Source organism: Pseudomonas sp. TE3644 (assembly GCF_056278815.1).
The window spans coordinates 5,885,414-5,910,098 of record NZ_JBWBQF010000001.1 but is presented as its reverse complement, the minus strand read 5'-3'; the positions used below and the strand labels follow the sequence as shown (position 1 = coordinate 5,910,098).

Annotated in this window: 14 protein-coding genes and 1 pseudogene; 10 read left to right on the top strand and 5 right to left on the bottom strand. The window is 63.9% G+C overall.

What is annotated here, in order from left to right; genetic code table 11:
- Nucleotides 1-23 precede the first annotated feature (23 nt).
- Nucleotides 24-1,901: pseudogene (locus ACZ9GA_RS26130) on the bottom strand (proline dehydrogenase family protein); the annotation flags it as partial.
- 394 nt (nucleotides 1,902-2,295) lie between these two features.
- On the opposite strand from ACZ9GA_RS26130, the gene putP reads away from it, so the two are divergent.
- Together putP and ACZ9GA_RS26120 are read left to right on the top strand one after the other, a co-directional pair.
- Entirely contained in the window at nucleotides 2,296-3,783 is a 1,488-nt protein-coding gene (gene putP, locus ACZ9GA_RS26125) for a sodium/proline symporter PutP (RefSeq protein ID WP_457359717.1), read from the top strand.
- A 73-nt stretch (nucleotides 3,784-3,856) separates the two neighbouring features.
- The gene (locus tag ACZ9GA_RS26120; protein WP_457359719.1) at nucleotides 3,857-4,693 is read left to right on the top strand and encodes a 23S rRNA (adenine(2030)-N(6))-methyltransferase RlmJ; all 837 of its coding nucleotides are present in this window, start codon (nucleotides 3,857-3,859) and stop codon (nucleotides 4,691-4,693) included.
- A gap of 663 nt (nucleotides 4,694-5,356) precedes the next feature.
- Here the strand turns inward: ACZ9GA_RS26120 and msrA are convergent.
- From msrA to aceE, 4 genes are all read right to left on the bottom strand, one after another.
- Nucleotides 5,357-6,016, bottom strand: coding sequence for a peptide-methionine (S)-S-oxide reductase MsrA (msrA, locus tag ACZ9GA_RS26115; protein WP_457359721.1), 660 nt, complete (start codon nucleotides 6,014-6,016; stop codon nucleotides 5,357-5,359).
- Nucleotides 6,017-6,101: 85 nt separating this feature from the next.
- Complete coding sequence (locus ACZ9GA_RS26110; protein ID WP_457359723.1) at nucleotides 6,102-8,792, bottom strand: sensor domain-containing phosphodiesterase; 2,691 nt, start codon at nucleotides 8,790-8,792, stop codon at nucleotides 6,102-6,104.
- A 762-nt stretch (nucleotides 8,793-9,554) separates the two neighbouring features.
- Nucleotides 9,555-11,516, bottom strand: coding sequence for a dihydrolipoyllysine-residue acetyltransferase (aceF, locus tag ACZ9GA_RS26105; protein WP_457359725.1), 1,962 nt, complete (start codon nucleotides 11,514-11,516; stop codon nucleotides 9,555-9,557).
- Nucleotides 11,517-11,527: 11 nt separating this feature from the next.
- Entirely contained in the window at nucleotides 11,528-14,173 is a 2,646-nt protein-coding gene (gene aceE / locus ACZ9GA_RS26100) for a pyruvate dehydrogenase (acetyl-transferring), homodimeric type (RefSeq protein WP_457359726.1), read from the bottom strand.
- A 380-nt stretch (nucleotides 14,174-14,553) separates the two neighbouring features.
- Between aceE and glnE the strand changes: the two genes are divergently transcribed.
- The 8 genes from glnE (at nucleotide 14,554) to ACZ9GA_RS26060 (ending at nucleotide 24,587) form a co-directional block, all read left to right on the top strand.
- Nucleotides 14,554-17,493, top strand: coding sequence for a bifunctional [glutamate--ammonia ligase]-adenylyl-L-tyrosine phosphorylase/[glutamate--ammonia-ligase] adenylyltransferase (gene glnE, locus ACZ9GA_RS26095; RefSeq protein ID WP_457359728.1), 2,940 nt, complete (start codon nucleotides 14,554-14,556; stop codon nucleotides 17,491-17,493).
- Between the two features lie 138 nt (nucleotides 17,494-17,631).
- A complete protein-coding gene (waaF, locus tag ACZ9GA_RS26090) occupies nucleotides 17,632-18,681 on the top strand; it encodes a lipopolysaccharide heptosyltransferase II (RefSeq protein ID WP_457359730.1) in 1,050 nt (349 codons plus the stop codon).
- Between the two features lies 1 nt (nucleotide 18,682).
- Nucleotides 18,683-19,744 carry a lipopolysaccharide heptosyltransferase I gene (gene waaC, locus ACZ9GA_RS26085; RefSeq protein ID WP_457359732.1) on the top strand — a complete coding sequence of 354 codons (1,062 nt, stop codon included), beginning with the start codon at nucleotides 18,683-18,685 and terminating at the stop codon, nucleotides 19,742-19,744.
- Nucleotides 19,744-20,868, top strand: a complete 1,125-nt coding sequence (locus tag ACZ9GA_RS26080) for a glycosyltransferase family 4 protein (protein WP_457359733.1) — start codon at nucleotides 19,744-19,746, stop codon at nucleotides 20,866-20,868. The genes waaC and ACZ9GA_RS26080 overlap by 1 nt, the downstream gene beginning before the upstream one ends.
- Nucleotides 20,865-21,671 (top strand): lipopolysaccharide core heptose(I) kinase RfaP, encoded by an 807-nt coding sequence (gene rfaP, locus ACZ9GA_RS26075; RefSeq protein WP_457359735.1) that lies wholly within the window; start codon nucleotides 20,865-20,867, stop codon nucleotides 21,669-21,671. Before ACZ9GA_RS26080 ends, rfaP begins: the two co-directional genes overlap by 4 nt.
- Nucleotides 21,671-22,405: a lipopolysaccharide kinase InaA family protein gene (locus ACZ9GA_RS26070; RefSeq protein WP_457359736.1), complete on the top strand. Its 735-nt coding sequence runs from the start codon at nucleotides 21,671-21,673 to the stop codon at nucleotides 22,403-22,405. Before rfaP ends, ACZ9GA_RS26070 begins: the two co-directional genes overlap by 1 nt.
- Nucleotides 22,402-23,154 (top strand): lipopolysaccharide kinase InaA family protein, encoded by a 753-nt coding sequence (locus ACZ9GA_RS26065; protein WP_457359738.1) that lies wholly within the window; start codon nucleotides 22,402-22,404, stop codon nucleotides 23,152-23,154. Before ACZ9GA_RS26070 ends, ACZ9GA_RS26065 begins: the two co-directional genes overlap by 4 nt.
- Nucleotides 23,154-24,587 carry a lipopolysaccharide kinase InaA family protein gene (locus tag ACZ9GA_RS26060; protein WP_457359740.1) on the top strand — a complete coding sequence of 478 codons (1,434 nt, stop codon included), beginning with the start codon at nucleotides 23,154-23,156 and terminating at the stop codon, nucleotides 24,585-24,587. The genes ACZ9GA_RS26065 and ACZ9GA_RS26060 overlap by 1 nt, the downstream gene beginning before the upstream one ends.
- Nucleotides 24,588-24,685: the final 98 nt, after the last annotated feature.

The window sequence follows — 24,685 nt, the reverse complement described above, 5'->3', positions numbered from 1 at the left end:
CGGGTCGGCCACGACGCCAGGCGGTGTTCGTTGGCCATGTCGATGCCGGCCGAGTTGGCGCGCTCGCTGCCGTACAGGTCGCGTGGCAACGGGATGCGCGGGTGCGGCAGGCCGGTGTTGCCTTCCTGGGTGGCCATGCGCTCGATGGTGCTGACCGGGTCGGCCACCAGTTCCTGGATGGAAATGGAGGTGTCGGCGATGCGGTTGACGAACGAGGTGTTGGCGCCGTTTTCCAGCAGGCGGCGTACCAGGTAGGCTAGCAGCGTTTCATGGGTGCCCACCGGTGCGTACACGCGGCAGGGACGGTTCAGCTTGCCATCGGCAACCTTGCCTACAACCTGTTCGTACAGTGGTTCGCCCATGCCGTGCAGGCACTGGAACTCGTACTGGCCGGGGTAATAGTTCTGACCGGCAATGTGGTAGATGGCCGACAGGGTGTGGGCGTTGTGGGTGGCGAACTGCGGGTAGATGACTTCCGGCACCGACAGCAGCTTGCGCGCACAGGCGATGTAGGACACGTCGGTGTACACCTTGCGGGTGTACACCGGGTAGCCTTCCAGGCCCTCGACCTGGGCGCGCTTGATTTCGCTGTCCCAGTAGGCGCCCTTCACCAGGCGGATCATCAGGCGGTGACGGCTGCGGCGCGCCAGGTCGATGACGTAGTCGATCACGTACGGGCAGCGCTTCTGGTAGGCCTGGATAACGAAGCCGATGCCGTTCCAGCCGGTCAGTTGCGGTTCGAAGCACAGGCGCTCGAGCAGGTCCAGGGACAGCTCCAGGCGGTCGGCTTCCTCGGCGTCGATGTTCAGGCCGATGTCGTATTGCTTGGCCAGCAGGGTCAGCGATAGCAGGCGCGGGTACAGCTCGTCCATCACGCGCTCGTACTGGGCGCGGCTGTAGCGCGGGTGCAGCGCCGACAGCTTGATCGAGATGCCCGGGCCTTCATAGATGCCGCGGCCGTGGGAGGCCTTGCCGATGGAGTGGATGGCCTGCTCGTAGGACGCCAGGTATTTCTGTGCGTCGTGCTCGGTCAGCGCCGCTTCACCCAGCATGTCGTAGGAATAGCGGAAGCCCTTGGCTTCGAACTTGCTGGCGTTGGCCAGGGCCTCGGCGATGGTCTCGCCGGTGACGAACTGCTCGCCCATCAGGCGCATGGCCATGTCGACGCCCTTGCGGATCATCGGCTCGCCGCTCTTGCCGATGATGCGGCTCAGGGACGACGTCAGGCCCGCTTCGTTGTGCGTGGACACCAGCTTGCCGGTCAGCAGCAGGCCCCAGGTGGCGGCGTTGACGAACAACGACGGGCTGTTGCCCAGGTGCGGCTGCCAGTTGCCGTTGCTGATCTTGTCGCGGATCAGGGCGTCACGGGTGCCCTTGTCGGGGATGCGCAGCAGCGCTTCGGCCAGGCACATCAGCGCCACGCCTTCCTGGGAGCTCAGGGAGAATTCCTGCAGCAGGCCCTGGACGATGCCGGCACGGCCACCGGCGCTTTTTTGATTGCGCAGCTTTTCGGCGATGCCGGCGGCCAGCTTGTTGGTGGCCTCGGCCATGGCGGCCGGCAGGCGTGCCTGTTCCAGCAGCATCGGCACCACTTCGGGTTCCGGGCGGCGGTAGGCGCCGGTAATGGCGGCGCGCAGTACTGACTGCGGCAGGATGCTTTCGGCAAACTCCAGGAAGCACTGGTGGGCGTGGTCGGCCTGCAGTTCGCCGGCGTCGTCATTGGCCGGGTGCGCGTGGCCGTTGAGTTCAGGCAGGGTGGCGCCACCCTCGAGCTTTTCCAGGTAATTGAAAATCGCCTGCTTGATCAACCAGTGCGGGGTGCGGTCGATCGATTGTGCAGCCGTTTTCAGTCGCTCGCGGGTAGGGTCGTCAAGTTTGACCCCCAGGGTGGTCGTCGCCAATTTCTTGTCCTCATCAAGGCCACGTAGGTGTGGCAATAAAGCCGGCGGCAAGATTAGCCGTTGCTCACGGTAAGGTGCAACTAGGTGCAACCCTTATTTTGATGAAAAGTTGCACCTGTCATCGGGTTGCCCACAGGGTGTGGTGAATCTGCACAAATGGGGTGCGGAAACCGCTAGCAATGCTCCCTAAAGAAGCAGAATCAGGGCTTTGCCGCCATTCGCCGACTGTTCTGTAACAAGGTGCAACTTGCAGGCCATATCGGTTGCGCCCTGTCCGCTGATCGCACCAAAATGCACTTCGCTGGTGCAACCCGTTTTTGCGCCAGCGGTCATCGTGCAGAAAGGTGCAACCCTATGGTTGCGACATAACAACAACTAGAAAAGGACGTTTGCCATGGGTGTGAGCAACCCCACATTGATCACGTTCGTGATCTACATCACCGTCATGGTGCTGATCGGCTTGATGGCCTATCGCAGCACCAACAACCTGTCGGACTACATCCTGGGTGGTCGCAGCCTGGGCAGCGTGGTCACTGCCCTGTCCGCCGGGGCTTCGGACATGAGCGGCTGGCTGCTGATGGGTCTGCCGGGTGCGATCTACCTGTCGGGGCTGTCGGAAAGCTGGATCGCCATCGGCCTGATCATCGGCGCGTACCTGAACTGGCTGTTCGTGGCCGGGCGCCTGCGTGTGCAGACTGAACACTGCGGTGACGCGCTGACCTTGCCGGATTATTTTGCCAGCCGTTTCGAGGATAAAAGCGGGATGCTGCGCATCATTTCGGCGGTGGTGATCCTGCTGTTCTTCACCATCTATTGCGCGTCGGGCATCGTCGCCGGGGCCCGGCTGTTCGAGAGCACCTTCGGCATGAGCTACGAAATGGCGCTGTGGGCCGGCGCGGCGGCGACCATTGCCTACACCTTCGTCGGCGGTTTCCTGGCCGTGAGCTGGACCGACACGGTGCAAGCCACTTTGATGATCTTCGCCCTGATCCTCACGCCCATCGTGGTGATGCTGGCCACCGGTGGCGTGGACACCACGTTCATGGCGATCGAGGCGAACAACCCGGCCAACTTCGATATGCTGCGCAACACCAGCTTCATCGGCATCGTCTCGCTGCTGGGTTGGGGCCTGGGCTACTTTGGCCAGCCGCATATTCTGGCGCGCTTCATGGCGGCTGACTCGGTGAAGTCGATCGCCAAGGCGCGACGCATCTCCATGGCGTGGATGATCCTGTGTCTGGGCGGCACGGTGGCGGTGGGTTTCTTTGGGATTGCCTATTTCGCCGCGCACCCGGATCAGGCCGGCGCGGTTACTGAAAACCATGAGCGGGTGTTTATCGAGCTGGCCAAGCTGCTGTTCAATCCGTGGATTGCCGGCGTGTTGCTGTCGGCCATCCTGGCGGCGGTCATGAGTACGCTCAGCTGCCAGCTGCTGGTGTGTTCCAGCGCGCTGACCGAGGACTTCTATAAGGCGTTCCTGCGCAAGGGCGCCGGCCAGCGCGAACTGGTGTGGGTGGGCCGGGCCATGGTGCTGGCGGTGGCGTTGGTGGCCATTGCCCTGGCGGCAAACCCTGAAAATCGCGTGCTGGGGCTGGTCAGCTATGCCTGGGCGGGCTTTGGCGCGGCATTCGGGCCGGTGGTGCTGCTGTCGGTATTGTGGAAAGGCATGACCCGCAACGGCGCCCTGGCCGGCATCGTCACCGGGGCAGTTACCGTGGTGCTGTGGAAGAACTTCAGCCCGATCGAGCTGTATGAAATCATCCCGGGCTTTGCGTCCGCAGCCTTGGCCATCTGGCTAACCAGCGTGCTGGGCAAACGACCTTCGGGCGCCATTCAGGCGCGTTTCGAGGCCTCGCGCGCTGCCTACCACGCCGGCAAGTGATCGGATCGCCGGTCCTGCAACTTGGGTTGTGGGGCCGGCTCAAGGTAAACTCCCCGGCCTTGCAGGAGTTGCCATGAACTATCGTCACGCCTACCACGCCGGCAACCACGCCGACGTCTTCAAACACCTGGTCCTGAGCCGTCTGCTTGCGCTGATGTCGCGCAAGGAGCAGCCCTTTGCGTACCTGGATACCCACGCCGGCATTGGTCTGTACGACCTGCGCGGCGACCAGGCCAGCCGTACCGGCGAGTTCCTGGAAGGCATCGCCCGCCTGTGGCAGGCCGATGACCTGCCCGCGCTGACCGCCGACTACATGGGCATGATCCGCGACATGAACCCAGACGGTGAGCTGCGTTACTACCCCGGCTCCCCGGAAGTGGCGCGCCGCCTGACGCGCCCCCAGGACCGCGTGCAGCTCAACGAAAAGCATCCTGAGGATGGTGTGCTGCTCAAGGAAAACATGAAGTGGGACCGCCGCGTGGCTGTGCACCTGGGCGAAGGCTGGCATGTGCCGCGTGCCTTGCTGCCGGTGCCGGAAAAGCGTGCGGTGATGCTGATTGATCCGCCGTTCGAGCAGTTGGATGAAATGCAGCGTTGCGCCAAGGCGCTGAAGGAAGCGGTAGGGCGCATGCGCCAGACCGTGGCGGCCGTGTGGTACCCGGTGAAGGACCAGCGTGCGCTGAAGCGTTTCTATCAGGACCTGGCCGGCAGCGGCGCGCCGAAGCTGTTGCGCGTGGAGCTGCTGGTGCACTCCCTTGAGCGGCCTGACAGCCTGAACGGCTCGGGCCTGGCGATTGCCAACCCGCCTTGGGGGCTGGAAGAGGAATTGCGTCAGTTGCTGCCATGGCTGGCGGTGAAGCTGGGGCAGACCCAGGGTAGCTGGCGGATGGATTGGCTGATCGCTGAGTAATTCTGCGTCGCGCGGCCTTGCGGCAGCGGCTACGGGATCGTTTTGTAGCCGCTGCCGAAGGCTGCGCTGGCCGTTGCGTACACTGGAGATTCCCAGCGAGGCATAGGTCCAGCGCAGCCTGGCGGCAGCGGCTACGGGATCGCCTTGTAGCCGCTGCCGAAGGCTGCGCTGGCCGTTGTGTACACTGGAGATTCCCAGCGAGGCATAGGGCGAGCGCAGCCTGGCGGCAGCGGCTACGGATCGCCTTGTAGCCGCTGCCGAAGGCTGCGCTGGCCGGTGTGTACGCAGGAGATTTCCAGCGAGGCATAGGTCCAGCGCAGCCTGGCGGCAGCGGCTACGGATCGCCTTGTAGCCGCTGCCGAAGGCTGCGCTGGCCGTTGTGTACACTGGCGATTCCCAGCGAGGCATAGGGCCAGCGCAGCCTTGCGGCAGCGGCTACGGATCGCCTTGTAGCCGCTGCCGAAGGCTGCGCTGGCCGTTGTGTACACTGGAGATTTCCAGCGAGGCATAGGTCCAGCGCAGCCTTGCGGCAGCGGCTACGGATCGCCTTGTAGCCGCTGCCGAAGGCTGCGCTGGCCGGTGTGTACGCAGGAGATTTCCAGCGAGGCATAGGTCCAGCGCAGCCTGGCGGCAGCGGCTACGGGATTGGGGTTGTTTGCTTGATCAGCGATTCAGCCACGGCGGCATGCACACGCCGGTGCCGCCCAGGCCGCAGTAACCCTCGGGGTTCTTGGCCAGGTATTGCTGGTGGTAGGCCTCGGCATAATAGAACGCTGGCGCTTCGGCGATTTCGGTGGTGATTTCACCTTCGCCCGCCTTGCTCAGTTCTTCCTGATACGCCGCCTTGCTGGCCTCAGCCGCCGCCAACTGCTCAGGCGTGGTACCGAAAATCACCGAACGATATTGGGTGCCGATGTCGCCGCCCTGGCGCATGCCCTGGGTCGGGTTGTGGGATTCCCAGAACGGTTTGAGCAGCGCTTCGTAGCTGGTTTCCTTGGGGTCGAACACCACCAGCACTACTTCGCTGTGGCCGGTCAGGCCCGAGCAGGTTTCTTCGTAGGTAGGGTTGGGCGTCATGCCGCCGGCGTAACCCACGGCGGTGGTGTACACGCCCGGTTGTTGCCACAGCAGGCGCTCGGCACCCCAGAAGCAGCCCATGCCCAGGATGGCCACTTCCAGGCCCTCAGGGAACGGGCCGGTCAGGGGGCGGCCGTTGACGAAGTGCTCGGCCGGCACGCTCATCGGGGTTTCACGGCCAGGCAGTGCCTGGGCCGCAGTGGGCAAGACGTTTTTGTTCACAAGAATCTCCGAGCGCAGAACCATGTCCCATTCCCCTTAATGCGGGTGTGGATAACCTGGGTGGTCATCTATTGATAGCCCGATAGTGTGCCCGAGAGTTGCGCCGCTGTCAGGCCACCGGGCCGCGCGGGTAGCGTTTGAGCTTGCGCAGCAGTTCATGGCTGGGGATGGGGCGGTCGAACAGGTAGCCCTGGCCCACGTCGCAACGGTGGCGGCGCAGGAAGCTCAGCTGTTCGGCGGTCTCGATGCCTTCGGCCACCACCTTGAGTTTCAGGTTGTGCGCCATGGCGATCACTGCCGAGGTGATTTCCATGTCGTCCTGGTTGTCCGGGATTTCATGGATGAAGCTGCGATCGATCTTGATGATGTCGATCGGAAATTTCTTCAGGTAGCTGAGCGACGAGTAGCCGGTGCCGAAGTCGTCCATGGCCAGGGTCAGCCCCAGCGCCTTGAGTTGGTCGAGTTGCTGGTGGGTGTCGTCGGTGGCCTCCAGCAGCAGGCCTTCGGTCAGCTCCAGCTCCAGCAGGGCCGGGTCCAGGGCTTCTTCCTTGAGGATGTGGGCGATGGAGGCCACCAGGTCAGGGTCGGAAAACTGCTTGGGCGACAGGTTGATGGCTACCTGCAACTGGCCCAGGCCTGCGGCGCTGAGGGTTTTGGTCATGCGGCACGCCTGGCGGGCGATCCACTTGCCGATGGGGATGATCAGGCCGGTTTCTTCAGCCACGCTGATGAACTGGTCGGGACGGATCATGCCCTTTTCCGGGTGGTTCCAGCGCAGCAGCGCTTCCATGCCCAGCAGGCGGCCGGTGCGCAGGCACAGCTTGGGCTGGTAGAACACCTCCAGCTCGTTCTGGGTCAGGGCGCGGCGCAGGTTGTTTTCCACGAACAGCTTGTAGCTGGCCTCGGCGTTCAGCGCCTCGGTAAAGACCTGCACCTGGTGTTTGCCGTTGGCCTTGGCCTTGTGCAGGGCCAGGCCGGCGTTCTTCATCAGGGTCTGCGGGTCGCGGCCATGCAGCGGCGCGCAGGCGAGGCCCACGGAGCCGGTAACGTTGATCAGCTGGTTGTCGACGAACATCGGCTTGTCGAGGGTCTTGAGCACCTGCACGGCGGTTTGGTGGCCGGTCTCAAGATCGGTGTCGTCCAGCAATACGGCAAATTCGTTACTGGCGAAGCGCGCCAGGCTGCCGCTGGGGCTCAGGCTGTTGCGCAGGCGGCGGGCCAGGCTGATCAGCAGCTTGTCACCGGTCTGGTGGCCGAGGCTGTCGTTGATGCGCTTGAAGTTGTCGATGTCCACCAGCAGCAGGCTGATCGGCGTATTGCTGTCACGGGCAAAGCGTTCGTCCAGGTTGCGGATGAACGCCGGGCGGTTGCCCAGGCTGGTCAGGTTATCGGTGTAGGCCAGGCGCTCGATGCGCTGCTGGGCCAGCTTGCTTTGGGTGATGTCTTCGTAGATGCCGATGTAGTGAGTCAGCTCGCGATTGTCACCGTACACCTTGGAGATCGACAACTGGCCCCAGTAGGGTTCCAGGTTCTTGCGCCGGCTTTTGAATTCGCCCTGCCAGCTGTTGCTGTTGGCCAGGCTTGAAGGGGCGTCGAAGAGGATCTCGCTGAGGTTTTCCAGGGCAGGCAATTGCGACAGGCGCTGGCCGTGGACTTCCTCGGTGCTGTACTGGGTGATGGCGGTGAAGCTGGGGTTCACGTACTCCACCACGCCGTCGCAGTTCACCAGCAGGAAGGCGTTGGCGCTTTGCTCCACCGCGCGCTGGAACAGGTGCAGGGCGCTGGTGGCGGCGCGGCGGTTGTGGTTGTTGATGACCTGCGCGAACTGATCGGCCAGTTCGCCAGCGAAGGCGATCTCGTCGGATTGCCAAGGGCGCGTGGCCCCGGTCTGCTCCAGGCACAGTACACCTACCACCTGGCCATCGATGCGGATGCTGGCGTCGAGCACGGCGTTGATGCCCTGGGCCTGCAGCATGTCTGCCATCTCCAGGGTGCGCGGGTCGCTGGCGGTGTCGTTGACGTCCACGGCGCGGCTGGTGTGCAGGGCGTCGAGGTAGTTGGGATAGTGGCTGATATCGATGGGGGCGGGCTGGCGGTATTCATCGCTGGCCACGTCATACGCGGCGATCGACTCCAGGCGCTGGCCCACCAGGTTCCACAGGCGCGCGCCGCTGATGCCGTAGATCTCGCAGGCGCTGCGGGTAATCAGTTGCCCGGCTTCCTGCAGTGGATTGTTGGTGCTGTAGCGCTGGCGCGCCAGGCGCAGGATCAGGTCTTGCTGGGCGCGCACGCGTTCCAGGTGTTGCAGTTGTTCCTGCTGGGCGCGCTGGTTCAGCTCCAGCGCAGCCTGCAGGCGGTTGTTCTGGGTTTCCAGGTCGCCGTCGTCGGGTAGCAGTTCACCGACCAGGGCTTCGACGACCAGCAGGTACCCGCGCAATAACTGGCGGTTGTGCTGCTTGTAAGGTTCACCCAGCTCCAGCAACGCCAGCGGGCCGCTGGAGGTGTGCAGGGTGTAGCGCACCAGGTAATGGGGCTTGTTGGCCAGCTGCAGCTGGATCGAGTCATGCAGTTGATAGCGAGCTTCGGGCTCCATGAGGCTGGCGTAGGGCGAGCCAACCAGGGCGCATAGCTCCGCTGCGGGCAGGCCAAATTGGCGCTCGCAGTTGGGGTCCAGGAACAGCAGAGCCCAATTGGCTTCATTCAGCCGTTCGAAACGCAGCATACCGAGGCGCGAGGGCACCGGTAATTGCGTCACTACCTCGGCCGCCATACGGCTGGCGGCATCGGGTTGGCTTTTCATGGAGAGCTCGCTTCAAGAGTGCTGGTCGTGCGCGGCGGGTCAAAACCCTGTGGAACCGGGCGCATATGGCAAGGTTGCATCATGGCGCTCAGGCTGACAAGCAATACAGTGGCTCCGTGCCTGTATCGTTATCGGCAGGGCGAGTCGATACTTCAATTTCGGGTGAAAATGAGTGTTTGTGGCGGGTTTGTTGGCGCCAGTGACCGGGTGGTTCTGAAGCGAAATCACTCGGGGCAACCCCAATCTCCAGCCAGGCAAACAAAGCGGACGGCGGAGAGGCCACTGACTGTGGGAGCGGGCTCTGCCCGCGAAGCGCCGCGCGGGCGGCGCGCGGTCTCATGAACACCGAAAATCCCAAGCGCACACCTCCAAGGCCCCACCACAACCTGTAGCCGCTGCCGCCAGGCTGCGCTGGCCTGCGTGAGCGCTGAAGATATCCAGTGTAAATGAGGGCCAGCGCAGCCTTCGGCAGCGGCTACAGGTTGTAGTGGGCCTCAGGGTGTGCGCTTGAGATGTTCAGCGGTCACACAATCGAGCGCCGCCCGCGCGGCGCTTCGCGGCCACAGGCCGCTCCTACCATTTGTTTCGGGCCAATTATGCGAGTGGCATCTCCGCAGTCCGCCTTGTTGGCATGACAACAGATCGGTTTCGCCCCGTTTTAAAAGCAAAAAAAAGCCCCGCCAAATTGGCGGGGTTGAGGTACGAGCGTGGCGCTCGAAAAAAACAGGCTGCCCCCCGCAAGGGGAGGCAGCGAACAGCGGTTTACAGCAGCATGGTGCGGATGTCGGTCAGCAGGTCGCCCAGGCGCTTGGTGAAGCGCGCAGCCGCGGCGCCGTTGATCACGCGGTGATCGTAGGACAGCGACAGCGGCAGCATCAGCTTGGGTTGGAAGGCTTTGCCGTCCCAAACAGGCTGGATGGTGGCCTTGGACACACCCAGGATCGCCACTTCCGGCGCGTTGACGATCGGCGTGAAGCCGGTGCCGCCAATGTGGCCGAGGCTGGAGATGGTGAAGCACGCACCCTGCATGTCGTCTGCCGAAAGCTTTTTGGTCCGGGCTTTTTCAGCCAGGGCGGCAGCTTCGGCAGCCAGTTGCAGCAGGCTCTTCTGGTCGACGTTCTTGATGACCGGTACCAGCAGGCCGTCAGGGGTGTCTACCGCGAAGCCGACGTTGACGTACTTCTTGCGGATGATGGCCTTGCCGCTAGGGGCCAGGGACGCATTGAAGTCCGGCAGCTCCTTGAGCAGGTGGGCGCACGCCTTGAGCAGCAGCGGCAGCACGGTCAGCTTGACGCCAGCCTTCTCGGCCACGGCTTTCTGCGCAACGCGGAAAGCTTCCAGCTCGGTGATGTCAGCCTGGTCGAACTGGGTGACGTGCGGCACGTTCAGCCAGCTGCGGTGCAGGTTGGTGGCACCGGCCTGCATCAGGCGGGTCATCGGCACTTCTTCGATTTCACCGAAGCGGCTGAAGTCCACGACCGGGATCGGCGGGATGCCGGCGCCGCCGGTAGCGCCTGCTGCGGCAGCAGGGGCTTCCTTGGCCTTGGTCATGATCGACTTCACGTACGCCTGAACGTCTTCTTTCAGGACGCGGCCGTGTGGGCCGGTGGCGCTGACAGCGCTCAGCTCTACGCCGAACTCGCGGGCCAGCTGGCGAACCGCCGGGCCTGCGTGCACCTTGGCGCCCGAAGCTGCAGCCGGGGCGGCAGCGACAGGGGCTGGGGCGGCTGGCGCCTTGGCAGCCGGGGCTGCGGCAGGCGCAGCGGCGGCCGGTGCGGCAGCTTGAGCCGGGGCGGCAGCAGGGGCTGCGCCAGCGACTTTCAGCTTGAGGATCAGGTCGCCGGTGCCGACTTCGTCGTCCAGCTTGACGCTGATGCTCTCGACCACGCCAGCAGCAGGAGACGGGATCTCCATGCTGGCCTTGTCCGATTCCAGGGTGATCAGCGATTGATCAACTTCGACGCTGTCGCCGACCTTGACCGACAGCTCGATGATCTTGGCCTTGCCCGACGAGCCGATGTCCGGCACGTGGATGTCCTGCACGCTAGGCGCTGCAGCAGCGGCCGGCGCCGGGGCGGCGGCAGGTGCTGGAGCAGCGGCAGCAGCAGACGCGGCAGCCTGGGCCGGTGCGGCGGCTGGGGCGGCGCCCGCAACCTTCAGCACCAGGATCAGGTCGCCAGTACCCACTTCGTCGTTCAGCTTGACGCTGATGCTTTCGACCACGCCAGCCTCTGGCGACGGGATCTCCATGCTGGCCTTGTCGGATTCCAGGGTGATCAGCGACTGATCAGCCTCGACGGTGTCGCCGACCTTGACCGAGATCTCGATGATCTGGGCCTTGCCCGACGAGCCGATGTCCGGCACGTGCACGTTCTTGCTGGCGGCAGCAGCGGCCGGGGCCGGTGCTGCAGCAGGCGCAGGGGCTGCGGCTTGTGGCGCAGCAGCCGGGGCGGCAGCGGCAGGCGCAGGCGCCGCGGGGGCTGCAGCAGCACCCTCGACTTCCAGCTCCAGCACGTCGTCGCCTTCTTTCAGGCGGTCGCCCAGCTTGACCTTGATGGCCTTGACCACACCGGCCTTGGGAGCAGGGATTTCCATGCTCGCCTTGTCCGATTCCAGGGTCAGCAGGCTCTGGTCGGCTTCGATGCGGTCGCCGACCTTGACCAGCAATTCAATTACTTCACCCTCACCGCTGCCGATGTCAGGTACGCGAATGATCTCGCTCACGAAAATACTCCTCAGCAGTCCAGTGGGTTGCGTTTCTCGGGGTCGATACCGAACTTGACGATGGCCTCGGCCACCACTTTAGGTTCGATGTCGCCACGATCAGCCAAGGCTTCCAGGGCAGCCAGCACAACGAAGTGACGGTCGACTTCGAAGAAGTGACGCAGCTTCTTGCGGCTGTCGCTGCGACCGAAGCCATCGGTACCCAGGACTTTGAATTCCTTGGAAGGAACCCACTGACGGATCTGCTCGGCGAACAGCTTCATGTAGTCGGTGGAAGCGATGACCGGGCCCTTACGGCCAGTCAGGCACTCTTCGACGTAGGTAGCGCGAGGCTTCTGGCCTGGGTGCAGGCGGTTGAAGCGCTCGGCGGCCAGGCCGTCGCGACGCAGTTCGTTGAAGCTGGTGACGCTCCATACATCGGCGCCGACGTTGAACTGCTCGCGCAGGATCTTCGCCGCCTCACGGACTTCGCGCAGGATGGTGCCCGAACCCAGCAGTTGTACGTGGTGGGCCGCTTCTTTCTTGTCTTCTTCGAGCAGGTACATACCCTTGACGATGCCTTCCTCGACACCGGCCGGCATGGCAGGTTGCTGGTAGGACTCGTTCATCACGGTGATGTAGTAGAAGACGTCCTGCTGCTCTTCGGTCATCTTCTTCATGCCGTCCTGGATGATCACCGCCAGCTCGTAGCCGTAGGTAGGATCATAGGTGCGGCAGTTCGGGATGGTGCCGGCCAGGATGTGGCTGTGACCGTCTTCGTGCTGCAGGCCTTCACCGTTCAGGGTGGTACGGCCGGCGGTGCCGCCGATCAGGAAGCCACGGGTGCGGCTGTCGCCCGCGGCCCAGGCCAGGTCGCCGATACGCTGGAAGCCGAACATCGAGTAGAAGATGTAGAACGGCAGCATTGGCTGGTTGTGGCTGGAGTACGAAGTACCGGCAGCGATGAACGAGCTCATGGCGCCTGCTTCGTTGATGCCTTCTTCAAGGATCTGACCTTTCTGGTCTTCCTTGTAGAACATCACCTGGTCTTTATCGACTGGCTCGTACAGCTGGCCAACCGAGGAGTAGATGCCCAGCTGACGGAACATGCCTTCCATACCGAAGGTACGGGCTTCGTCCGGGATGATCGGGACGATGCGCGGGCCGATTTCCTTGTCCTTGACCAACTGCGCCAGGATGCGCACGAACGCCATGGTAGTGGAGATTTCACGGTCGCCCGAGCCGTCCAGGATCGCTTTCAGCGTTTCCAGTGGCGGGGTCGGCACGCTGAAGCTGTTAGCGCGACGCTGTGGCACGAAACCGCCCAGGGCCTGACGACGGTCGGCCAGGTAACGGGCCTCGGCGCTGTTTGGCTCTGGCTTGAAGAACGGCAGGTTTTCCAGCTCTTCATCCTTGACCGGGATGTCGAAGCGGTCGCGGAACAGCTTCAGGCTGTCGACGTCGACCTTCTTGGTGTTGTGCGCAGTGTTCTTCGCTTCGCCAGCGCCGGTACCGTAACCCTTGATGGTCTTGGCCAGGATGACGGTAGGCTGTTCTTTGTGGTTGACCGCTTCGTGGTACGCCGCGTAGACCTTGTACGGGTCGTGGCCGCCACGGTTGAGTTTCCAGATTTCGTCGTCGGACAGGTCGGCAACCATCGCCTTGAGTTCAGGCGTGTTGAAGAAGTGTTCGCGTACGAAGGCGCCGTCTTTGGCCTTGTAGTTCTGGTACTCGCCGTCGATGACTTCGTCCATGCGACGTTGCAGGATGCCGTCGACGTCTTTGGCCAGCAGTGGGTCCCAGAAACGGCCCCAGATGACTTTGGTGACGTTCCACTGGGCGCCGCGGAACACGCCTTCCAGTTCCTGGATGATCTTGCCGTTGCCGCGAACCGGGCCGTCGAGGCGCTGCAGGTTGCAGTTGATGACGAAGATCAGGTTGTCCAGCTTCTCGCGGCCGGCCAGGGAGATGGCGCCCAGGGATTCAGGCTCGTCGCACTCGCCGTCGCCCAGGAAGCACCACACTTTCTGCTTGCCTGGCTGGATGAAGCCACGGTGTTCCAGGTACTTCATGAAGCGTGCCTGGTAGATCGCCTGAATCGGGCCCAGGCCCATGGATACAGTCGGGAACTGCCAGAAATCAGGCATCAGCCAAGGGTGCGGGTAGGACGACAGGCCCTGACCGTCCACTTCCTGGCGGAAGTTGTTCATCTGGTCTTCGGTGATGCGGCCTTCCATGAACGCACGGGCGTAGACGCCTGGCGAGGTGTGGCCCTGGAAGTAGATCAGGTCGCCGCCGTGTTCGTCGGTCGGGGCCTGGAAGAAGTAGTTGAAGCCGATGTCATACAGAGTCGCACTGGAAGCGAAGCTGGAGATGTGACCGCCCAGGTCCGAATCCTTCAGGTTCGTGCGCATTACCATCGCCATGGCGTTCCAGCGTACCAGCGAGCGAATGCGGCGTTCCATGAACAGGTCGCCAGGCATGCGTGCTTCGTGGGTAACGGGGATGGTGTTGCGGTATGGCGTGGTGATTGCGTAGGGGAGTTGCGAACCACTGCGGGTGGCCAACTCGCCCATGCGAGTCATCAGGTAGTGAGCGCGGTCTTCGCCTTCTTTGTCGAGAACCGACTCCAGGGCGTCCAGCCATTCCTGGGTTTCGACGGGATCGAGGTCTTGCATGGCTTGCTCCAGGGCGGAAAGGCTTCCAGAATCGAAGCCAGAGTTTGCGACGGCCTTGTGGGCAGACGATATAGATTCTTGGATTACCGGGGGTTGTGCCGGGGTCGTGTAGTTTTACTACAAATCGTTGGTCATTTCATGCGTTGACATTACGACCATCGTAGTAAAACTACAGGCAGAGGGCTTTTGGCCACCTGTCTCGTTGTGAGAAAAATCGTTAACGTGGGTTAAAAATAAGTCCTCAAAAGGTCGGGTGCGATGCTTTCTGCCAAGAAATATCCAATTTCAGCTATTTCTAACTTTTGTACGACAGTCCAACCGGCGCGAATCATTCGCCTGGTGTCGTACAACCCCCTTCGCACGCCGATCAAGGATAGACCATGAGCCTGCCAACGCCTGTGCAATTGCCGGCCATTTTGGCGCCACTTGTTGCGCGCAATCGCCAGACCTTCGAAGCCGCCGTCGCCGTGCTGCAGCGCAGCGATGAACTGGCCACATGGCCCGCACCGACCTGGGACGCCTTCGACCGGGTGTGTGCCGCCAGCGACTTTGTCATCCAGCAATCCAGCGCTACCGCCGACCTGCTGCTGGACCTGGTGGCCAGCGGTGAGCTTGAGCGCAGCTTCGCCGCCGGCGAGATGCGCGGGCATATCGCCAATGCCGTGCAAGCCGCCACCACCGAAGATGAACTGGGCCGCCAACTGCGCCGCCAGCGCGCGCGCCAACAGGTGCGCATCATCTGGCGCGACCTGACGCGCCAGGCTGACCTGGTGCAAACCTGCCGCGATCTGTCGGACATGGCCGACGCTGCAATAGATGAAGCATATAAATGGTTGTATAGACGTCACTGCGATCAGTTCGGCACCCCGATGGGCCGCCGCAGCGGCGAACCGCAGCAGATGGTCATCCTCGGCATGGGCAAGCTGGGGGCGGTGGAGCTGAACCTGTCTTCGGACATCGACCTGATTTTCGCCTACCCCGAAGGCGGCGAGACCGAGGGCGTGAAGCGCTCGCTGGACAACCAGGAGTTCTTCATCCGCCTGGGCCAGCGGCTGATCAAGGCGCTGGACCCGGTGACGGTCGACGGCTTCGTGTTCCGCGTCGACATGCGTCTGCGCCCCTACGGTTCGGCCGGCGCCCTGGTGCTCAGCTTCAATGCGCTTGAACAGTATTACCAGGACCAGGGCCGTGACTGGGAACGCTACGCCATGATCAAGGCGCGGGTGGTGGCCGGCGACCAGCAGGCCGGCGCGCAGTTGCTGGACATGCTGCGGCCCTTCGTTTACCGCCGCTACCTGGACTTTTCCGCCATTGAAGCGCTGCGCACCATGAAGCAGCTGATCCAGCAGGAAGTGCGGCGCAAGGGCATGGCCGAGAACATCAAGCTGGGGGCCGGTGGCATCCGCGAGGTGGAGTTCATCGCCCAGGCCTTCCAGTTGATCCACGGTGGCCGCGACCTCAGCCTGCAACAGCGGCCGCTGCTCAAGGTGCTGGCGACCCTGGAAGGCCAGGGTTACCTGCCGCCTGCGGTAGTCGCCGAACTGCGCGAGGGTTACGAGTTTCTGCGCTACACCGAACATGCCATCCAGGCCATCGCCGACCGCCAGACGCAGATGCTGCCCGGCGGCGAAGCGGATCAGGCGCGCATCGCCTTCATGCTCGGTTTTGCCGACTGGCCAAGCTTCCACGAGCGCCTGATGCACTGGCGTGGCCGCATCGACTGGCACTTCCGCCAGGTGATCGCCGACCCCGACGAGGAGGAGGGCGACGAAGGCGAAGTGGTGGTGGGCGGTGAATGGCTGCCCCTGTGGGAGGACGTGCAGGACGAGGAAGCGGCGTGCCGCCAGTTGCAGGACGCCGGTTTCAGTGACGCCAGCAAAGCCTTGCGGCAACTGGCTGGCCTGCGCGCCAGCCCGCAGCTGCGCGCCATGCAGCGCATCGGCCGTGAGCGGCTGGACGCCTTTATCCCGCGCCTGCTGGCCCAGGCCGTGGAACACGAGAACCCGGACCTGGTGCTGGAGCGCGTGCTGCCGTTGGTGGAAGCGGTGGCCCGTCGCTCGGCCTACCTGGTACTGCTGACCGAAAACCCCGGCGCCCTGCGTCGCTTGTTGACGCTATGTGCCGCCAGCCCGTGGATTGCCGAACAGATCGCCCGCTACCCGCTGCTGCTCGATGAACTGCTCAACGAAGGCCGCCTGTTCAGCCCGCCGCTGGCCCCGGAGCTGGCCGCCGAACTGCGCGAGCGCCTGACCCGCATCCCCGAGGACGATCTGGAGCAGCAGATGGAGGCCCTGCGCCACTTCAAGCTGGCCCACAGCCTGCGCGTGGCCGCCTCGGAAATCGTCGGCAGCCTGCCGTTGATGAAGGTCAGCGACTACCTGACCTGGCTGGCCGAAGCCATTCTTGAACAAGTCTTCACCTTGGCCTGGCGCCAGACCGTGGCCCGCCACGGCCTGCCCCAGCGCGCCGATGGCAGCCCCTGCGACCCCGGTTTCATCATCGTCGGCTACGGCAAGGTCGGTGGCATCGAACTGGGCCACGGCTCGGACCTGGACCTGGTGTTCATCCACGATGGCGACCCCGGCGCCGAGACCGACGGCGCCAAGCCCATCGACGGCGCGCAGTTCTTCAACCGCCTGGGCCAGCGCATCATCCACCTGCTGGCCACCCAGACCAACTCCGGCCAGCTGTACGAAGTGGACATGCGCCTGCGGCCATCGGGCGCTTCGGGCCTGTTGGTCAGCTCGCTGAATGCCTTTTCCCGCTATCAGGAAAACGAAGCCTGGACCTGGGAACACCAGGCCCTGGTGCGTGCCCGCGTGGTGGTGGGCTGCAATCACGTAGCCGTCGGTTTCCAGGCAGTTCGCGCCCAAGTGCTGGGCCGCGAGCGCGATTTGCCCAAGCTGCGCGCCGAAGTCAGCGAGATGCGCGCCAAGATGCGCGACAACCTGGGCAGCAAGGCGACGGCCGCCGGCACAGCGGCCAATGCCTTCGATGCCACGGCGCCGTTCGATATCAAGCAGGACGCCGGTGGTATCGTCGATATTGAATTTATGGTGCAATACGCGGCCCTGGCGTGGTCCAGGGATTATCCGGCGTTGCTCAAATACACCGATAATATCCGCATTCTGGAAGGGCTCGAGCAGGCCGGGTTGATACCGGCCGAGGACGCGGGCCTGTTGCGTGAAGCCTACAAGGCCTATCGTTCGGCCGCCCACCGCCAGGCCCTGCAGAAGCAGGCCGGGGTGATCGCCGGTGATCAGTTTGTCGCCCAGCGTAGGGAAGTGCTGCGCATTTGGGCCGAATTGGGCTTGAGTTGATGTAGCAGGTGTCGGGCTGGGAGCCTGAGATCGACAAGGGGCGCGGACGGTCAAACCGCGCCTGACCAAAAGACAAGACGGGGAGGCCAGGCTGTACTACAACGGTCTGTTGCCTCCTCGGTCGTTTCTGGAAAGAGCATGAAAATTCTGATCATTGGACCCAGCTGGGTCGGCGACATGGTGATGGCGCAGACACTGTTCCAGTGCCTCAAGGTTCGCCATCCCGACTGTGTGATCGACGTTCTGGCCCCTGAATGGAGCCGGCCGATCCTGGAACGCATGCCCGAAGTGCGTCAGGCCTTGAGCTTCCCGCTCGGCCATGGCGCGCTGGAGCTGGCCACGCGACGCAAGATCGGCAAGTCGCTCAAGGGTCAGTACGACCAGGCGATTCTGCTGCCCAACTCGCTGAAGTCGGCGCTGGTGCCGTTTTTTGCCGATATTCCCCAGCGCACCGGCTGGCGTGGCGAATTCCGCTATGGCCTGCTCAATGACGTGCGGCGCCTGGACAAGGCGCAGTACCCGTTGATGATCGAACGCTTCATGGCGCTGGCCTTCGAGCCGGGCGCCGAGCTGCCCAAGCCGTACCCGCGCCCCACGCTGCGCATCGAGCCGGCCAGCCGTGATGCTGCGCTGGCCAAGTTCGGCCTGGCGCTGGACCGTCCGGTGCTGGCGCTGTGCCCGGGCGCCGAGTTCGGCGAGGCCAAGCGCTGGCCGTCCGAGCATTACGCCAAGGTCGCCGAGATCAAGATCCGCGAAGGCTGGCAGGTGTGGCTGTTCGGCTCCAAGAACGACCACGCCGTGGGCGAGCAGATTCGTGGCCGCCTGATCCCGGGCCTGCGCGAAGAGTCGGTGAACCTCAGCGGCGAGACCTCGCTGGCCGAGGCCATCGACCTGATGAGCTGCGCCGACGCGGTGGTGTCCAACGATTCGGGGCTGATGCACGTGGCCGCCGCGCTGAACCGCCCGCTGGTGGCGGTGTACGGTTCCACCTCGCCAGGCTTCACCCCGCCGCTGGCCGACCAGGTGGAAGTGGTGCGCCTGGGCCTGGACTGCAGCCCGTGCTTTGACCGCACCTGCCGTTTCGGCCACTACAACTGCCTGCGCCTGCTGGAGCCGCAACGGGTGTCCGACGCCCTGCAGAAGCTCGATGGCCCGGCCACGGTCGAACTGACGGTCGGGGTCGATTAAGTTGCGTGTACTGTTGATCAAGACCTCGTCCCTGGGCGATGTCATCCATGCGTTGCCGGCGCTGACCGATGCTGTCCGGGCGATCCCGGGCATCCGCTTTGACTGGGTGGTGGAAGAGGGCTTTGCCGAAATCCCCACCTGGCACCCGGCTGTGGATAAAGTCATCCCCGTGGCCATCCGCCGCTGGCGCAAAAACCTCTGGCAAACCGTCAAGAGTGGCGAGTGGCGACGCTTCAAGCAGAGCCTGGCCGAGCGCAAGTACGACCTGGTGATCGACGCCCAGGGCCTGGTGAAAAGCGCCTGGCTGACCCGCTACGTCAAAGCCCCCATTGCCGGCCTGGACAAGCAGTCGGCCCGCGAACCGCTGGCCAGCCGCTTCTATGACCGACGCCTGGCCGTGGGCCGTGGCCAGCACGCCGTGGAACGTCTGCGCCGACTGTTTGCCCTGGCGCTGGGTTACGACCTGCCGCCTGGCCAGGGCGAATACGGCCTGGCCGCTGAGCGCCTGGGCAACGGCAAATCTTCGGTGCCCTACGTGGTGTTCCTGCACGGTACTACTTGGGACACCAAGCACTGGCCCGAGCTGTACTGGCGCGAAATGGCCGAGCGCCTGGGCCATGCGGGCATCCAGGTGCACCTGCCGTGGGGCAACCCGGCCGAGCACGAGCGTGCCCAGCGCATCGCCGCCGGCTTGAAAAACGCCGTGGTGCTCCCCAAATTGAACCTGGCGGGCGTGGCCAAAGTGCTGGTCGCCGCCCGCGCCTGTGTGGCGGTGGACACCGGCCTTGGCCATTTGGCCGCCGCGCTGGATGTGCCGACCATTTCCCTGTTCGGCCCCACCAATCCGGGGCTGACCGGTGCCTATGGCCGCGACCAGGAACACCTGGCCAGCGATTTTGCCTGTGCACCGTGCCTGTCCAAGACCTGTAAATATCAACCGACGCCGGAAGACCAGCGTCGGTTCGACCTGAAACGCGAGTGGCCCCTGTGCTTCACTCGCCTGAATCCCGAGCGTGTGGCGAGCCGACTAAGCGCATTGTTACTGGCTGAGGATCTTCGTTGATGCAACTGGCGTTTGTTCTATACAAGTATTTCCCTTTTGGCGGGCTGCAGCGCGACTTCATGCGCATTGCCCTGGAGTGCCAGAAGCGTGGGCACCAGATCCGCGTCTACACGCTGATCTGGGAAGGCGACGTGCCGCCCGGTTTCGAGGTGTTGGTGGGGCCGGTCAAGGCCTTCTCCAACCACCGCCGCAACATCAAGTTCAGCGCCTGGATGGAACAGGACCTGGCCAAACGCCCGGTCGACCGCGTGATCGGCTTCAACAAGCTGCCGGGCCTGGATGTGTACTACGCCGCCGACGGCTGCTACGAAGACAAGGCGCAAACCCTGCGCAACCCCATGTACCGTTTTTGGGGTCGCTACCAGCACTTTGCCGAGTTCGAGCATGCGGTGTTCGCACCCGATGCCAAGACCGAAATCCTGATGATTTCCGAAGTGCAGCAGCCGCTGTTCATCAAGCATTACCACACCCCGGTCGAGCGTTTTCACCTGCTGCCGCCGGGTATTTCCCTGGACCGCCGGGCGCCGGCCAACGCCGCGCAGATCCGCGCCGAGTTCCGCGCCGAGTTCAAGCTGGGGGACGATGACCTGCTGACGGTGCAAATCGGTTCGGGCTTCAAGACCAAGGGCGTGGACCGCAGCCTCAAGGCCCTGGCGGCCTTGCCGGCCGACCTGAAGAAGCGCACCCGCCTGTTCGTCATCGGCCAGGATGAGCCCAAGTTCTTCCAGTTGCAGGCTGCCGCGCTGGGCCTCAGCGATCAGGTGCAGATCATGAAAGGTCGCAGTGACATCCCGCGCTTCCTGCTGGGTGCCGACCTGCTGATCCACCCGGCCTACAACGAGAACACCGGCACCGTGCTGCTGGAAGCCGCCGTGGCCGGCCTGCCGGTGCTGGTATCGGCGGTATGCGGCTACGCCCATTACATCGCCGAGGCCGACTGTGGCCTGGTGCTGGATGAGCCGTTTGAGCAGGCGCAGTTGAACCAGTACCTGTCGCGCATGCTGGCCGACGACCAGGCGCGTGCCGATTGGGGCCGCAACGGTCTGGCGTTCGCCGATTCGGCTGACCTGTACAGCATGCCGCAGCACGCCTCGGACGTGATCCTGGCAGGAGCAGCCTCATGAAGCTGATCCTTGCCGAGCCGTTCAAGACGCTGTGGGCCGGACGCGACCCCTTCGAGGCCGTCGAAGCCTTGCAGGGTGAGGTGTATCGCGAACTGGAAGCGCGGCGCACGTTGCGCACCGAAGTCGACGGGCGGGGCTATTTCGTCAAGATCCACCGCGGCATCGGCTGGGGCGAAATCGTCAAGAACCTGGTCACCGCCAAGCTGCCGGTGCTGGGCGCCGGCCAGGAATGGCAGGCCATCGAGCGCCTGCAGCAAGTGGGCGTGGCGACCATGACCGGCGTGGCCTATGGCGAGCGCAACAGCAACCCGGCCGACCAGCATTCGTTCATCATCACCGAGGAGCTGGCGCCCACCGTCAGCCTCGAGGACTACAGTATCAACTGGCGCACCGAGCCGCCGGCGCCGCGGCTCAAGCGTGCGCTGATCGACGAAGTGGCGCGCATGGTCGGCATGATGCACCGCGCAGGCGTCAACCACCGCGACTGCTACATCTGCCACTTCCTGCTGCACACCGACAAACCGGTGACGGCGGACGACTTCCGGCTCTCGGTGATCGACCTGCACCGCGCCCAGACCCGCCCGGCCATCACCCGTCGCTGGCGTAACAAGGACCTGGCCGCGCTGTATTTCTCGGCGCTGGACATCGGCCTCACCCGCCGCGACAAGCTGCGCTTCCTGCGCGGCTACTTCCAGCAACCGCTGCGCCAGATTCTCAAGGAAGAAGCGCGCCTGCTGGCCTGGCTGGAAGGCAAGGCGGAAAAGCTCTACGCCCGCAAGCTTCGCTACGGGGATGCGCTCTGATGGCTGGTTGGAAACTCGAACCCGGCTATGCGCACCTGCACGCCGACTTTGGCACCCTGGACGCGGTATTCGCGCTGCAGGGTGAACAGTTGACGCGCGACCCGCTGTCCGAGGTCATCCGGGTCAAGCGTGACGGGGTCAATTACTACGTCAAGCGCTACACCGGCGCTGGCAAAGGGCTGCGTCGTTACCTGGGCCGGCCGCGGGTCAAGTCCGAGTGGCAGAACCTCAAGCGCTTCGCCAAGTGGGGCATTCCGACGGCCGAGATCGTCGGCTGGGGCCTGGAGCGACGGGGTGCGGCCTTTGATCGTGGCGCGTTGATCACCCGTGAGCTGCCCAACACCGTAGACCTGTCGGCACTGGTGAGCAGCCGCGATCCGCGTCTGAAAGACCGCGCCTGGGTCGATGGCATCAGCCAGCAGTTGGCGCGCGCCACGCGAACCATGCATGACCAGCACTTCACTCACAACGATCTGAAGTGGCGCAACCTGCTGGTGGATGACAAGAGCACGCTGTTCTTCATCGACTGCCCCAATGGTGCGTTCTGGATCAGCTTCTGGCTGCGCTACCGCATCACCAAGGACCTGGCCTGCCTGGACAAGGTGGCCAAGTACCAGCTGTCCAACACCCAGCGCCTGCGCTTCTACCTGCAATACCGCCGTCGCCAGCGCCTGAATGCTTCCGACAAGCGCCGTATCCGTCACATCATCACGTTTTTCGAGGGCCGCGAATGAGCGACTTCATCGCCGACGCCGAGCAGTCCTTGCTGCAGCGTCACGGCCTGGACAGTTTCGACGCCCTGTGGTCCCTGCAACTGGACCCGGTGGATGAACCCAACACTGCGCGTGGTGGTTACAGCCAGGTGTTCCGCCTGGAACTGGAAGGCAAGGGGTATTACCTCAAGCGGCAGCGCGGTTACCTGACGCGCACGTTGCATCATCCGTTGGGTGAACCGACGTTTTCCCGCGAGTTTCGTAACATCCGTCGCTATCAGCAGATGGCGATACCGGCCTTGCAGGCGGCCTACTATGGGCAGCGCAAACTGGACGGCGACCTGTGCGCGATCCTCATGACCCGCGCACTGGATGGTTGGACCGATCTGGACGCCCTGTTGCAAGAGTGGCCGGCCTCCACCGCCTCGCGGCGCCAGGCCATCCTGGCCGCCTGCGGTACCTTGGCGCGCACGCTGCACGGTGCTGGCCAGGTGCATGGCTGCTTCTACCCCAAGCATATTTTTTTGCGCCAGGGTGCCCATGGCTATCAGGCGCAACTGATCGATCTTGAGAAAACCCGGCCGGCGCTGTTTGGTCGGCGTGACCGCGTGCGCGACCTGGAACCGTTGCTGCGCCGGGCGCCGATGTGGGCCGAGGGTGATATTCGCGTATTCCTGGCGGCCTACCTGAACCAGGACGGCACCAGCCCTGTGGTACAGGATTGGTTGCAGCGCCTTACGCGCCGTCGCAGCCAGAAGGAGGGCCGCTGATGCGCCTGTCCGAACTGAGAAGCGCCGGGCGTGCCCCGGCCTTGCCGTTGAACCTGAGCCTGGCCGATGCCGCGGGCACGGCTGACCTGCAACTGCTCAGCCTGCTGCGCGTGCTGCCGGGCCAGCGTTACGTAGGCGCCGGCGTATGGCGCGGGCGCACGGTGCTGGCCAAGCTGCTGGTCGGGCCCAAGGCGGCGCGGCATTTCCAGCGTGAGCGCGATGGCGTCAAGCGCCTGGCTGATCAGGGCCTGACTACACCGCTGTTGTTGGCCGAAGGCTTGCAGGACGGTGAGGGCGGCTGGCTGCTGTTCGAATACCTGGAAGGCGCGCAAAGCCTGGCCCAGGCCTGGGCGGCGGTGGAGCAACTGCCGGTATTGGCCGACGAGCAAAGCGAAGTGCTGGCCGAGGCCCTGGCCGCCGTGGCGCAGATGCACGCCAAGGGTCTGTGGCAGGAAGACTTGCACCTGGACAACCTGCTGCGCCACGGCGGGCAGTTGTACCTGATCGATGGCGCCGGCGTGTGCGCGGAGGAGGCAGGCAAGCCGCTGTCGCGTCAGCGCGTACTGCAGAACCTGGGGGTGTTTTTCGCCCAGTTGCCCAAGACCTTCGAGCCGTTCATCGAAGAGCTGCTGGTGTATTACCTGCTGGCCAACGGCGAGCATGCCCTGCCGCTGGAAGCGCTGCTCAAGCAGGTCGACAAGGTGCGAGCCTGGCGGCTGAAGGACTTCCTGGCCAAGGTGGGACGTGAGTGCAGCCTGTTTGCGGTCAAGCGTGGGGCGTTCATGCTGCGTGCGATTCGCCGTGAAGAGGAGCCGGCCATGCTGCCGGTGCTGGCCCAGGCCGATGAGCTGCTTGACCAAGGGCATCTGTACAAGACGGGCGGCGCTGCCAGCGTCGGCCAGGTGCAGGTCGAAGGCCGTACCTTGGTGATCAAGCGCTACAACATCAAGCACTTCGCCCACTGGCTCAAGCGCTTCTGGCGCCCCAGCCGTGCCTGGCATTCGTGGGTGCAGGGCAATCGCCTGGCGTTTCTGGGCATTGCCACGCCCAAGCCGTTGGCGGTGCTGGAGAAGCGGTTCCTGTGGCTGCGGCGCAGTGCCTACCTGGTCACCGAGCATTTGGCCGGGCCTGATCTGATCGAGCGCTTCGCGCCCTACGTCGATAATGCGGCAGTGCCTGAAGCCGAACTGACGGCGCTGGATCAGTTGTTTGCCGACCTGATTCGCGAGCGCATCAGCCATGGCGACTTCAAGGGGCATAACCTGTTCTGGGACAACGGCCGCTGGTCGCTGATCGACCTGGACGCCATGGTCCAGCACCCCACGCCAGCCAGCTTCGCCCCGGCCCACGCCCGCGACCGTGCGCGCTTTTTGCGCAACTGGCCAGCCGACAGCGCCCTGCACCAAATGCTGGACCAGCGCCTGCCGCGCTGATACCTGCGTAGCCGCTGCCGCCAGGCTGCGCTGGCCCTTTGCCCCGCTGAAGTTCTCCAGTGGGCACATTGGCCAGCGCAGCCTTCGGCAGCGGCTAC